The organism is Thermoanaerobacter kivui, assembly GCF_000763575.1.
GTDB lineage: Bacteria > Bacillota > Thermoanaerobacteria > Thermoanaerobacterales > Thermoanaerobacteraceae > Thermoanaerobacter > Thermoanaerobacter kivui.
Map to the genome: position 1 here is coordinate 843,597 of NZ_CP009170.1, position 13,829 is coordinate 857,425.

At 33.0% G+C, this 13,829-nt stretch carries 12 protein-coding genes; 6 read left to right on the top strand and 6 right to left on the bottom strand.

The annotated features are described in order from the left end of the window. Positions 1–68: 68 nt before the first annotated feature. On the top strand, positions 69–488 hold the full coding sequence (locus TKV_RS04250; RefSeq protein WP_049684875.1) for a PspC domain-containing protein: 420 nt from the start codon (positions 69–71) through the stop codon (positions 486–488). A gap of 14 nt (positions 489–502) precedes the next feature. Here the strand turns inward: TKV_RS04250 and TKV_RS04255 are convergent, their stop codons facing one another. Both TKV_RS04255 and TKV_RS04260 read right to left on the bottom strand, forming a co-directional pair. Further along, positions 503–1,615 carry a polysaccharide deacetylase family protein gene (locus TKV_RS04255; RefSeq protein WP_084574180.1) on the bottom strand — a complete coding sequence of 371 codons (1,113 nt, stop codon included), beginning with the start codon at positions 1,613–1,615 and terminating at the stop codon, positions 503–505. Between the two features lie 264 nt (positions 1,616–1,879). Further along, complete coding sequence (locus TKV_RS04260) at positions 1,880–3,223, bottom strand: amino acid permease (RefSeq protein ID WP_049684876.1); 1,344 nt, start codon at positions 3,221–3,223, stop codon at positions 1,880–1,882. Positions 3,224–3,340: 117 nt separating this feature from the next. Here TKV_RS04260 and TKV_RS04265 point away from each other — a divergent pair, with 117 nt between their 5' ends. Next, the gene (locus TKV_RS04265) at positions 3,341–3,853 is read left to right on the top strand and encodes a hypothetical protein (protein ID WP_049684877.1); all 513 of its coding nucleotides are present in this window, start codon (positions 3,341–3,343) and stop codon (positions 3,851–3,853) included. A 34-nt stretch (positions 3,854–3,887) separates the two neighbouring features. Here TKV_RS04265 and TKV_RS04270 read toward each other — a convergent pair whose 3' ends face one another. The 4 genes from TKV_RS04270 to TKV_RS04285 all read right to left on the bottom strand — a co-directional run bounded on the left by TKV_RS04270 (position 3,888) and on the right by TKV_RS04285 (position 8,599). Then, positions 3,888–4,181 carry a CC/Se motif family (seleno)protein gene (locus tag TKV_RS04270; RefSeq protein ID WP_049684878.1) on the bottom strand — a complete coding sequence of 98 codons (294 nt, stop codon included), beginning with the start codon at positions 4,179–4,181 and terminating at the stop codon, positions 3,888–3,890. Between the two features lie 18 nt (positions 4,182–4,199). Further along, entirely contained in the window at positions 4,200–5,987 is a 1,788-nt protein-coding gene (locus TKV_RS04275) for a carbon starvation CstA family protein (protein ID WP_049684879.1), read from the bottom strand. 133 nt (positions 5,988–6,120) lie between these two features. Next, positions 6,121–6,888, bottom strand: a complete 768-nt coding sequence (locus TKV_RS04280) for a LytR/AlgR family response regulator transcription factor (protein ID WP_049684880.1) — start codon at positions 6,886–6,888, stop codon at positions 6,121–6,123. Beyond that, complete coding sequence (locus tag TKV_RS04285) at positions 6,860–8,599, bottom strand: sensor histidine kinase (RefSeq protein ID WP_049684881.1); 1,740 nt, start codon at positions 8,597–8,599, stop codon at positions 6,860–6,862. Before TKV_RS04285 ends, TKV_RS04280 begins: the two co-directional genes overlap by 29 nt. A gap of 206 nt (positions 8,600–8,805) precedes the next feature. Here TKV_RS04285 and TKV_RS04290 point away from each other — a divergent pair, with 206 nt between their 5' ends. The 4 genes from TKV_RS04290 to coaE all read left to right on the top strand — a co-directional run bounded on the left by TKV_RS04290 (position 8,806) and on the right by coaE (position 13,813). Next, on the top strand, positions 8,806–9,381 hold the full coding sequence (locus TKV_RS04290; RefSeq protein WP_049684882.1) for an RNA polymerase sigma factor: 576 nt from the start codon (positions 8,806–8,808) through the stop codon (positions 9,379–9,381). Then, complete coding sequence (locus tag TKV_RS04295) at positions 9,378–10,451, top strand: DUF4349 domain-containing protein (RefSeq protein ID WP_236617421.1); 1,074 nt, start codon at positions 9,378–9,380, stop codon at positions 10,449–10,451. Before TKV_RS04290 ends, TKV_RS04295 begins: the two co-directional genes overlap by 4 nt. A 136-nt stretch (positions 10,452–10,587) precedes the next feature. Beyond that, positions 10,588–13,206, top strand: a complete 2,619-nt coding sequence (gene polA, locus TKV_RS04300) for a DNA polymerase I (protein ID WP_049684883.1) — start codon at positions 10,588–10,590, stop codon at positions 13,204–13,206. A 10-nt stretch (positions 13,207–13,216) separates the two neighbouring features. After that, a complete protein-coding gene (coaE, locus tag TKV_RS04305) occupies positions 13,217–13,813 on the top strand; it encodes a dephospho-CoA kinase (RefSeq protein WP_049684884.1) in 597 nt (198 codons plus the stop codon). Positions 13,814–13,829 lie beyond the last annotated feature (16 nt).

A 13,829-nucleotide genomic window follows, 5' to 3' on the forward strand; every position in this document is an offset into this window, starting at 1 on the left:
GACAAATATGTTGCCAAAATCTTACATGTACATGGGAACCTTTTATAAATCAGATTGGAGGTTGAAATATGAGTAAAAGATTGTACAGGTCTAGAGAGCAAAAGATGTTAGGAGGAGTCTGCGGAGGCATAGCAGAGTATTTTGACATTGACGTGACATTAGTAAGGCTTATTTGCCTTTTAACGATATTTAGTGGTATTGGCATACTTCCATACCTCGTTGCATGGATAGTAATACCAGAAAACCCTTACCAGTTAAAAGGTAAAGTCATTTACGAAAAAGGGGAAAGCGAGGAATTTCAAAGCGACAATGGGGAAGGAGAAACTGAAAATAAGCCCAACAGAGCAAATGAATTTTTTGGTTGGTTTTTGGTGATTTTAGGAGTAGTGCTTTTATTAGACAAATTATTGTCCTGGTTTGATTTTAAAATAATATGGTCTATATTGTTAATTGCAATTGGCATTGCAATTTTATTTAAAAAAACATAAGGAGCGTAAGCTCCTTAATTTGTCTTAGAGGTATCATTTTGTTGTTGATTTTGCTGGCTTTCGCTGCTATTTGTCACATTATTTTTGTCATAGTTTAAAAGTTCTGATATTGTCACAAAGTTGTAGCCTTCGGATTTGAGTTTTTCGATTATTTGCGGAAGTGCAGCCAATGTATGGGGTTTTCCTTCATGCATCAATATGACTGAACCATTTTTTGCATGGGAGACAACTCTCTCTACCAAGTTTTGCATTCCAGGATTTCGCCAGTCGTCTGGGTCTACATTCCATAAAACGACGTGAAGCCCTAACGCATCTGATATTTCTAAAAGGGCTTTGTTAAAGGCGCCGTATGGAGGCCTAAAAAGCGTAGGCTTTATTCCTGTAGCTTCGACGACGATTTTTTGTGTTTTGTAAAGTTCATCTACCATTTGTTCTGGTTTCATTTTCGACATATTAAAGTGGCTGTAGGAATGTAGTCCAATTTCATTGCCATTTTCATAAATATATTTTAGAAGTTCAGGATGTTTTTGAGCATTTTTACCAATGACAAAAAATGTAGCTTTTACCCCCATACTTTTTAATATATCAACATGTTTCTCTGTATATTCTGGTATCGGTCCGTCATCAAAGGTAAGAGCGACTACTTTAACTGCACTTTTGTTGTAACCAAAAACCCTTTTATTAAAAGGGATAGGAGGTCCAAAGAGTTTATCTCTATCGGGTCTATCAACGAGTTTGAGGACGAAATTACTTATGCCATAATTTTTATCTAAGTTATCAAGCTGAGGAGAAGTATTTTCATCAGTTGACACATTTATGGCATCGCTTGTTTGAGTGTCTTTTGGCGTACTAACGCTTGTAGGATTTTCGTTTGAGGGAGCTGGCTCAGAATTACTGCTATTCTGATTTTTTGTGGTATTAGATTCCTCTTGCTGTAAAGTTGAACTTTTTCCGTTATCAGAGGGTATGTCCATAATTTTTGGTGCAGAATTCGCGTGGACATACTTATTCTCAAAAACGTATTTATAGGCAAAAGCTCCTGAGCCTATGAGTACAGACAATAAAAAAATTGTTGCAATGGTGTAGATTATACTTCTGTTTTTTTTACGACGTCTTCTTAGTATCACACAATCATCCCCTTGTTGCTTTAATTATACCACTTAAATTATTAATAATTATTAATTTTGTGTTACAGTTTTGTAACATTTGTGTGTCAAAAATTATTTTTTCATGTATATAGACGCGAAAAAAATCGACAAAGTTGCAAAAAATTTTGAATTATTCGGTTTGTTGATAAAACTTTTGAAAGTAATTTAAAGTCTCTTGCTTTATATTAAAGTGCAGGCTCACGTATCTAAGTGTAATTATTTTTATCCCTTTGTCGTTTTTTTTTACCATTTATCGAAAAGTTCAAGTTTTTTTGCTGCAATATAAAGTGTTAAGATTATCAAAAGTAATGCGATACCTCCTATAAAGCCTATTCTTTGTTTTGGAACAAATAATGTGGATAGTAATGTTATCGCTATTAAGGCTATTGTAATCCAGGGGTTGACAAAATATTGGCTTCTGTTATCAGAATTAGGTGACTTTTCCTCCATTATCGGCTTGTATTTTATAAATGTGTATAATATGATTATCCAGTTAAAAAATTGTACAAACCCTGTAGCGCTTGTTATGTATTCGTATACGTCTTTTGGTAAGACATAGGAAAGAATAACTGCTATAAAAAGTCCAAGGCTGCTTAAGAGAAGAGCATATATTGGGACATCTCTTTTTGTCTTTTTTGTCAAAAAAGTAGGAGCAAACCTTCCTTGCCCCAAAGAATAGAGAACTTGTGTTACGGCGTACATTGCTCCGTTCATTGTAGTTAAAGCTGCCGTCAGTATTACAAAGTTCATTATTGAATCTATAAAAGGAATTTTAGTGAAATACAAAAGTTTTATAAAAGGGCTTTCTTTGATAGAAATATGATTCCATGGAATTATCAGTAATAATAATGTTATCGATAAAATATATAAGGTTGTGAGAAATAAAACTATATATTTACGAGCTATTGGAGTATATTTTTGAGGATTTTTCGTTTTTACAGACGACATTGCTACAACTTCTACACCCCCAAAAGGGATTAAGGACATGAGCATTGCCCCTAAAAATCCTTTTACGCCATGAGGAGCAAATCCGCCGTGGGCATAGAGATTTTTAATTCCTATAGCTGAGCTTTTTACAAAAAAGCCCGTTAATGTTAATAAACCTACTAACACTATGATGAATAAAGCTACTATTTTAATAGTAGAAAACCAAGATTCAATTTGCCCAAAATTTTTTGTTCCCATCAAATTGATACCTATGACCAGTATAGAATAAAGAAGTACAAAAATCCAAAGGGGTGTTTTTGGAAACCAATATTTAGTAAATATAGCCGAAGCAGTGACTTCACTGGACATGATAAACACTCCTGCTGTCCAGTATAGCCATCCACTAAAAAATCCTCCAATATCTCCCAATGCTTCTTCTGCATAAACTCTAAAAGACCCTTCAACAGGTTTATAAACAATCATTTGTGAAAGGGCGTAAAAAACTTGCGACATGATAAAAGCTGACACAGCGTAATTGAGTATGACAATGGGTCCTGCTGTACGTATTGCAATTCCACTGGCTAAAAAAAATCCTGCTCCCAAAATTCCACCAACTCCAATAAGTACCAGTTCATTGACGGATAGTTCACCTTTTTCCATAAATACACCTCCATAAATTGTCGATATTATTATTGGCATATTTGAGTTGCTTTATTATATTGCAAATCTAAAGTTTATATAGTAAAATGTAATATTATAAATTGGAGGAGGTGGAAAATGAGATATAGGGCTTTGGGGATAAAAGCAAAAGTATTTTTATGCTTTATTGTATTATCAATTTGTGCATTGTTTTTAATAAGTTTTTTCAATATTTTTATTGATGTGAATAAAAAGGGAATTAGTGTATTTGATACTGTATTTGAATGGTTTATATATGTTGTTTTGGTGACGATAGTTTCAGGATTTTTATTGTCGTTGGTTAATTCATCTCATGAATTGACAGAAAATCAATTAATATTGAGATTGGGACTTATGGGTTTTGTACGTTTAAAGTATAATGATATTAAAGTAGTTTCAAAATTCGAAGAGAAAAAACTTCCTCCAAGAGGGATGCGTATTTTAGGGAATACTTGCTATATGTTTTTTGAAAAGGATAATCTTGTTAAGATACAATTAAAGGGAAAAGTTAGAGTATATTATTTGCTTTTTTTAAAGCGATATATTGATACAATTGTTTTTTCTGCTGAAAAAAGAGAAGAATTTATAGAGGAGTTAAAAAGCAGAATATAAAAAGATCTGCCCGGCTAGAACAGATCTTTTTACTTTAAATTACTTTCCATCCATCAATTACAAGATATTTTATTCCAAAAATATTTTTCAGGTCAATTATGACCTCTTCAATTTCTCTCTCGTATATTATTCTATCTACATAAATGTTTATGGAGTCAACGCTTAGTATATAATATTTTTCTTTATTTCTTGGAATACCAATAAACACTTCTGGGGTGAGATTAGGTTCTATACAGCAATTTTGGATATCATGATATTTAATGTATACATTGCCGCCTTTTTTTAGTATATATTCTTTTGCGGCTTTAGTGATTTTCAAATAAAACACCCCGTTTCAAAATTAATTTTAATTAAATACACTTGCTTGTTTAGGAAGTTCTCCTTTTTTAAGCCATCTATACCATTTTATAGCTGAATCTATTATAATAATTATGGTAAGTAATATTATTGCAATTGAAAGTACGACAAGTAATGTGTTACCCTTTGGAAGATAGTTGGTAACTATATTTAAGTATGCAGCGTACAATGTAGTTGCAGCCACAAATATGAAAGGAATTAATGTTATCCACATATATTGTGGCTTTCCTTTTTTAATGATGACAGTAGTTCCTAAAGCTAAAGCTATTGCTCCAAGTAGCTGGTTGGAAGTTCCAAACAAAGGCCATATTGTTGAAATGTTTCCACCATATACTAAGTAACCCCATGCGAAAGACATCAAGAAACTTGTCAAAATTATCCCTGGCCACCAATTCCTATCTCTTAAAGGTTTGTATATTGCTCCACCTGCTTCTTGTAACAAATATCTTCCAATACGAGTGCCTGCGTCTATTGTAGTTAAGATGAATAATGCTTCAAATAGTATTACAAAATGATAGAGATATGCACCCAGATTCTCTAAAAAAGGAATTTTAGAGAAGATAAATGTCATCCCTACACCAAGTGTCACTGCACCTCCTGGCCTTCCCGCTACATTTTCTCCGACTAACTGCGATAAAACTGGAAGATCTACAACTTTCATGCCCAACTTTTGGAAGACTTCAGGAGTTACGTTTATGGCAAAGTAGTCAGCAGGAATTAAGCTTGTCGCAGCGATTAAAGCCATCATTGCGACAAAACCTTCTGCCAGCATTGCTCCATAAGCTATAGGCAGTATGTCTTTTTCATTTTTAATCATTTTAGGAGTTGTCCCTGAGGACACAAGTGAGTGGAAACCGGATAAAGCACCGCAGGCAATTGTGATAAACACATAGGGCCATACTTTTCCAGAGATTATAGGACCGCCGCCTGCGACAAATTCTGTTATAGCAGGCATTCTTATCGTAGGATTTACGATTATAACGCCTATTGCGAGAAGAAGCATTACTCCCAATTTCATATAAGTGCTTAAATAATCTCTGGGCACTAACAAAAGCCATACAGGTAAAACTGCTGCGAAAAAGCCATAGGTAGCCAATATTATCGTCATTTCTTTTTGGTTAAATGTTAAATAATGAGCTAAAGCGGTGTGTTCAATGTAAGGACCTGCAACAACGGACAATATCAAAAGGGTTACACCTATTATTGTTGCTCCTTTTACATCGTCAGGTCTAATCCATTTCATGTATATTCCCATAAAGATTGCTATAGGAATAGTGGCAGCAACTGTGAATGTTCCCCATGGGCTGTTGTATAAGGCATTTACTACAACAAGTGCAAGACCTGCCATTGCTATTACAAGTATGAAAATAACAGCTATTGCAGTTGCTACTCCTGATACTTTACCTACTTCTTTTCGGGTAATGTCTATTATTGAAGACCCATCGTGCCTTACGGATGCGAAAAGTATTACCATGTCGTGAACTGCTCCTGCCAGTACTGCCCCAATTAAAATCCATAAAGCTCCTGGTAGCCAGCCAAATTGTGCAGCGAGCACTGGTCCTACAAGAGGTCCTGCGCCGGCTATTGCGGCAAAATGGTGACCAAAAAGGACCCATTTGTTAGTTGGAACGTAGTCATAGCCATTTTCAAACTTATAGGCAGGTGTTGTTCTGTTTTCATCAAATGCAAGAACTTTGGCAGCAATGAAGGCGCCGTAAAAGCGGTATGCCAGAGCGTATACGCTTGCTGCTATGATGACTAATACCATTGCACTCATATAAAAACCTCCCATGTTAATAGATTTCAGCATAAATTTAACATATATTTTAAACGATTTCAGTCAATTTGAGATGAAAAGAAGAAATTAAACTATGAAAAGAAATATATAGTGATAAAAAGAAAAGACAGGGTTATACATCCCTGTCAAGACCCAGCAAAAGTTTTAGTTCTTTTATTTGAGATTTGCCTACAGGTATTTGGGTTTTTTTGTTGTCATCCATTACCACCCAGTAAGTGCCTTTGAACCAAGGCAATATTTCTATTATTTTATTTAAGTTAACAATGTAACTTTTTTGAACCCTAAAAAAGGCATTTTCTTTAAGCTTTTCTTCAAGGCTTTTTATCGTTCCTTTGTATATAAAATTGTCACTTTTAGTTTTTACCATAACGTCTCCTTCATAGGCTTCTGCAAAAATTATTTCATCTAAATCGATAAGTTTTATTCTTCCATTTTTTTCAACAGCTAATTTTTCTATTTTTTTGTTTTCGAATTCTAAGGAGGGATTATATTGTCGTTTCCATTCCATATCTTTATAAAAGGTTCTTATTTTTTCTAATGTCTTATATAGCCTATGCTGACTTATTGGTTTTAAAAGATAATCAAGGGCTCCTATTTCAAAAGCTTCTATTGCGTGCATATCATAAGCGGTTACAAAAACCACATAAGGCAGTTTCCCGACAGAAGATATATGTTTTGCTACATCGGAACCGTTTATTTTTGGAATGTTTATGTCGAGAAATACTACTTCAGGCTTTAACTCTTCTATCAATTTTAGCGCTGAAAGACCGTTGTCAGCCTCTCCTACAATTTCTATGTCTTCATACTCACTAAGAAGATATTTGAGTTCATCTCTTGCAGGTGGTTCGTCGTCAATAATTAACGCTTTCAATTTCTTCATATACATCATCCCTTTTTAAGTAAGCTTTGGGTATTTTAAAAGAAACTTTTGTACCAATCTTTTCTTCGCTTTTAACTACTAGAGAACATTCTTTACAAAATATAGTAGTAAGCCTTTCATTTACATTATAAAGACCAATTCCTGCTCCATTGCCAAAACCTTTTCTCAAAAGATTTTGTTGGTCTTCTTGTTTTATTCCTATTCCATCGTCTTCTACACAAAAGCTAATGTAGTCTACTTTGTCTTTTATTTTTATTTTGATAGTTCCACCATCACCTTTCGGGAGGATACCGTGTTTTACGGCATTTTCAACTATTGGCTGAAGGGTAAAAGAAGGCATGTAATAGGACATTACACTTTCATCAATGTCTTGTTCTATGTTTAGTTTATCTCCAAAGCGAGCTTTTTCTATATATAAGTAAGCATTGATATTATTTAACTCTTGCTCAATAGTGACATACTTTCCTACATTTTTTAAATTGTGTCTAAAATATTCACTTAAATTTATTAAAAGTTCTCTTGCTTCATCAGGCTTTGTTCTTATAAAGGATATGACTGTATTTAAAGCATTAAACAAAAAATGAGGATTGATTTGGGATTGAAGAGCGTTAAGTTTTGCTTCAGTGGCCAATTTTCTTTGATATTCTGCATCAGCAATTTCTAATTGATAAGATATTAAGTGCCCTAATCCTTTAGCGAGTTCAATTTCTGTATTTGAGATGACATCATTTCTCGATTTACTTCCTCCTTTGTAGAGTTTTAATGTTCCTACCAATTTATCGTACTTAAAAAGAGGTACAACTACAGCAGAGGATAAAGGGCAATCCTGATGGGAACATCCGATTTCTTCTTTTGATTTGGCTATGCGGATTTTTCTAGTTTTTAAAACTTCTTTTGTCGCTTTTGTGAGTACTGGTGTACCAGGTTTATGGTGGTCTGAAGCGATGCCGACATGAGCTAAAATTTTCTTTTTGTCGGTTAATGTAACAGCCGATACATTTGTGGAATTATATATTATTTCTGCTGTTTTTTGTGCCGATTCTTCATTTAATCCTTTTCTTAAGTATGGCAGAGTTTTGGATGCAATTTCAAGGGCGATTTTTGCTTGCATGGCAGAGATTTGTTCTTTTTCATCGAAGACCGATTTAATTATTATCATAAATATAGCTATACCTGTTGCATTGACTATCATCATAGGTAATCCTATAATATCTACCAATTCTAAAGCTTGGGAAAAAGGCTTGGCAGTTGTTAAAATGATTAACATTTGTACAGCTTCACCTATAAATCCTGCCACAAATGCCAATTCCCAAGGGACATGTTCCCCTTTATAATATTTTCTTATAAGTCCACCAGAAAATCCTTCTAAAATAGTAGATACGCCACAAGACATTGCTGTAAAACCACCTAAGAAAAATCTGTGAACTCCTGCTATTAAACCTGCACCTAAACCTACTAAAGGGCCTCCTATTAAGCCTGCTACCATTGGACCTACCACTCTTGAGTTTGCAATAGCGTCTTTTATAGGTACACCGACGTAAGTTCCTGCAATACCTATTACCCCAAAGATGACCATGGTCAAAAGAAGGTCTTTTTTTGTAACGCGACTGTTATAGATTATTTTTTTGAAAAATTCTGCCTTAGAAAGCACAAAAGCTAGAAGAGCTATTATACTAAACCTTTCTGCAAGTATTATCAGAAGCTCATACATATTTGTTCACTCCATTATCAAAAATTTTCTAAATTAGAAGGATAAAGTAATCAGCATGTCGTATTATTAATATATATCTCAATTATATTTATTCTACAGAAATAACTTTTTTCCTGCAACACATATTTTCCATATATTGCATCTTAATATTTGGGAACAAGTTTTATTTTTTTTACGTCTAAATTGAATGAAAGGGAGGTTAGAAAGTGGGACAGGAGGAGTTGTTGGAAAGGGCAAAAGCTGGAGAGGTGGAGGCTTTTGAAATTCTCGCAAGTGAGCATCAAAAATACATCTACAATGTGATATTAAGAATTATTTTTGATAAAGAAGAAGCATTAGACCTCACTCAGGAGACGTTACTTAAAGCGTATTTAAATATAAAAAAATTTAAAGGGAATAGTAGTTTCAGAACATGGCTTTATAGAATTGCTGTAAACAGTGCTATGGATTATTTAAGAAAAAGAAATGTGGAAAGAAATAATTTTAGAGAGATAGTGGAATTTGAAAATGGAGTAAAAGATTTTGAAACTCCTGAAGAGGTGGTAGATAAAAAATTAACTGCAGAAATTGTAATGAAAGAAATAAACAAACTTCCTATAGACTATAAAGTGGTTTTGATTTTAAGAGATATAGAAGGTTTAAACTATGAAGAAATATCCAAGATAATGAATTTGAACTTAGGCACTGTAAAGTCTCGCTTGTGGCGAGCCAGGAATCTGCTTAAAGAGAGAATAAAGTCTTTGCCAGAATTTTTATCATTAGACGAAAGGAGGCAAGTATGATGGATTGCAAAAAGGCACTTCAACTTATACCCCGATATATAGATGGTGAATTGGATGTAGCACAAAAGGAAGAATTAGAAAAACACATAGAAAGCTGTGAAAGTTGCAGAAAAGAATATCAACTGGAGAAAAATATAATAGAAAGTTTAAAAAATATGCCTCCTTTAGAACTACCTGAAGATTTCAATAAAAAAATACACGAAAAATTGGTTTACCAGAAAAATATTTTAGAGAAGAAAAAAGAAAGGCTAAAAAAGACGTTAACAGTAGCAGTTATTGCAGCTTCTTTCATACTTATGACAGTATTTATAGCAAATATATTTTCTAATAAATCCTTACGAATTGAATCTAATGCTCCTTTAGATAATATTAAAACAGCTCAAAGTGCTGACTTATCTAAGAAGGAAGGAGCTAATAATGAGGCTAAAATATTCTCAATCACTGGTCAAAGAGGATTGCCAGCAGGAACTTCAAGGAAAATTACAAAAAATGCAACCGTCTCCTTAGAAGTAGAAGATGTCAATGTATGTTATGATAAAGTGTTTAAATTGGTAAAAGAAGCAGAAGGCTTTATTGAAAGTTCTGATGAAACAGTATTTACCGATAATACCAAAAGAATAAATCTTGTTTTGAAGGTGCGGGAAGATAAATTTGAAAGTGTGATTTCTCAGATTAAAGAATTTGGTAAAGTAACAGCTTTAAGAATAGATAGTAAAGACGTTACAGAGCAGTATTATGATTTAAAAGCAAGGCTAAAAAACTTAGAAATAGAGGAACAAAAACTTCAAGACATTATGAATAAGGCTTCTACAGTCAAGGAAATGCTTGAAGTAGAATCCGAAATAAACAGGATAAGAAGCGAAATAGAATCAATGAAAGAACAGTTAAAAGTATGGGAAAATCTTACGAGGCTAGGAACCATAAATCTTTCAATAAGAGAGGTTTCCAAGGTTGATAAACCTACGACTCTAGTTTCTTTTAAGGGAATCGGTAGAGATATAAAACAAGCTTTTATAAATAATGTAAATTTTTTAATATTTTTTATAAAGAAGCTGATAATAATATTGTAATAGTTTTACCTTATGGTGCACTGGCTTTTATTGGGTATAAAGTGTATATCTATTTCAAAAAAAGAAGATGACAATTTACATCTTCTTTTTTTTGCGGTATATTAAAATACAAAGAAATAAAAATGGGAGTGATTTAATGTCTAAATTTTTAGTAATTGACGGGAGTAGCCTCATGTACAGAGCCTATTATGCCTTGCCTATGCTTACTACAAGTGAAGGATTACATACAAATGCTTTGTACGGTTTTACTATGATGCTTATAAAACTTATTGAAGAGGAAAAACCTGATTACATAGCTATTGCTTTTGACAAAAAAGCTCCTACTTTTAGACACAAAGAGTATCAAGACTACAAAGCTACAAGACAAGCAATGCCAGAAGAATTGGCTGAACAGGTAGACCTTTTAAAAGAAATTATTGAGGGCTTTAATATAAAGATTTTAGAATTAGAAGGTTACGAAGCTGATGACATCATAGGTACTATTTCAAAGTTGGCAGAGGAAAAAGAAATGGAAGTGCTTGTAGTTACAGGAGATAGGGACGCGCTTCAATTAGTTTCGGATAAAGTGAAAGTGAAGATTTCTAAAAAGGGTATAACTCAGATGGAAGAGTTTGACGAAAAGGCTGTTTTAGAAAGATATGAAATAACTCCTCACCAATTTATAGATTTAAAAGGACTAATGGGGGATAAATCTGACAACATCCCTGGAATACCTAATATAGGGGAAAAAACAGCAATTAAACTATTAAAAGACTTTGGAACAATTGAGAATTTACTACAAAATCTTTCTCAGCTCAAAGGTAAGATAAAAGAAAATATAGAAAATAATAAAGAATTAGCTATAATGAGTAAAAAACTTGCTACTATAAAAAGAGACATTCCCATTGAGATAGATTTTGAGGAATATAGAGTAAAAGACTTTAATGAGGAGAAGCTTTTGGAGCTTTTTAATAAATTAGAATTCTTTAGTTTGATTGATAGCATAAAGAAAAAAAATAACGTAGAGATTGTAAATAATCATAAAGTTCAAAAATGGTCAAAAGTAGATATAAAAAAATTAATAGCTTTATTGCAAGATAGCAAAAGTATTGCTTTTTATCCACTAATTTATGAAGGGGAAATAAAGAAAATAGCTTTTTCTTTTGGAAACGATACTGTTTATATTGATGGTTTTCAAATAAAAGATTTAAAAGAGATTTTTGAAAAAGAAAAATTTGAATTTACAACCCATGAAATAAAAGATTTTTTAGTTAAGCTTTCTTATAAAGGAATAGAATGTAAAAGCAACTACATAGATACTGCTATAATGGCTTATCTTTTAAATCCTTCTGAGTCTAACTATGATTTGGACCGCGTGCTGAAAAAATATTTAAAAGTAGATGTTCCATCTTATGAAGAGGTATTTGGCAAAGGTAGGGATAAAAAGAAGCTTGAAGAAATAAGAGAAGATGTACTTGCTGATTACATCTGCAGTAGATGTGTACATCTATTTGATTTAAGAAAAAAGTTGATGAATTTTATTGAAGAAATGGATATGAAAAAACTTTTATTGGAAATAGAAATGCCTCTTGTAGAAGTTTTAAAATCAATGGAAGTAAGTGGTTTTACATTGGATAAAGAAGTTCTAAAAGAGCTTTCACAAAAGATAGATGATAGAATAGCAGAAATACTAGATAAAATTTATAAAGAAGCAGGATATCAATTTAATGTAAATTCTCCTAAGCAATTGAGTGAATTTTTGTTTGAAAAATTAAATTTACCAGTAATAAAGAAAACAAAAACAGGGTATTCTACAGATTCTGAAGTTTTAGAGCAATTAGTTCCTTATAATGATGTTGTCAGTGATATAATAGAGTATAGGCAACTTACAAAACTTAAATCTACTTATATAGATGGATTTTTGCCTCTCATGGATGAAAACAATAGAGTACATTCTAATTTTAAGCAAATGGTTACTGCTACAGGTAGAATAAGCAGTACCGAACCAAATCTACAAAATATACCTATAAGAGAAGAGTTTGGAAGACAAATTAGAAGAGCTTTTATTCCGCGGACTAAAGATGGGTATATTGTCTCAGCTGATTATTCTCAGATTGAACTGAGGGTTTTAGCACATGTTTCGGGGGATGAGAAGCTAATAGAGTCTTTTATGAATAATGAAGATATACATTTAAGGACTGCTTCGGAAGTTTTTAAAGTCCCAATGGAGAAAGTTACACCAGAGATGAGAAGAGCAGCAAAAGCCGTAAACTTTGGCATAATATATGGCATCAGCGATTACGGGCTTTCTCGAGACCTTAAAATATCAAGAAAAGAGGCAAAAGAGTATATAAATAATTATTTTGAAAGATACAAAGGAGTAAAAGAATATATTGAAAAAATAGTTCGATTTGCAAAAGAAAATGGCTATGTGATTACAATAATGAACAGGAGAAGATATATTCCTGAGATAAACTCCAGAAATTTTACTCAAAGGTCACAGGCTGAAAGGTTAGCAATGAATGCTCCAATACAGGGAAGTGCGGCTGATATAATAAAAATGGCAATGGTTAAAGTATACAACGATTTAAAAAAATTAAAACTTAAGTCTAAACTTATATTACAAGTTCATGACGAGCTTGTAGTGGATACTTATAAAGATGAAGTAGAAATCGTAAAAAAGATACTCAAAAATAATATGGAAAATGTAGTACAATTAAAAGTCCCTCTTGTAGTGGAAATCGGAGTAGGACCCAATTGGTTTTTAGCCAAGTGAGGTGTTAAAAATGGAAGTAATTGGGCTAACAGGTGGTATAGCATCAGGGAAAAGCACGGTTTCTAAGCTTTTAAAAAAGCTGGGGGCGGTGGTTATAGATGCAGATCTTGTTTCAAGAGAGATAATGGTTAAAGGAACAGAGGCATATAATAAAATTGTTGAATATTTTGGTGAGGAGATTTTAAGAGAAGATGGGGAGATTGACAGAAAGAAACTGGGCAACATTGTTTTTGCCGATAAGAAAAAGCTCAAAAAACTTAATGAGATTACCCATCCTATAATAATAGAAAGGATAAAAGAAAAGATTGAAGAAGAAAGGCAAAAAAATCAACAAAAAGCTATTGTGCTGGACGCAGCTCTTTTAATTGAAATGAAGTTGTATAAGATGGTAGATGAAGTGTGGCTTGTGGTGGTAGATTCTAAAACGCAGATAAAGAGGGTTATGGAAAGGGATAAACTTTCTTACAGAGATGCGATAAACCGCATAAAAAGTCAAATGCCTCTGGATGAAAAGATGAAGTATGCAGATTTTATAATAAACAATAGTAAGGATTTTAAGGCTATGGAAAAGCAAGTTACTCTATTTTGGGGAAGGTTTGCAACATAAAGATATCGGAGGAATA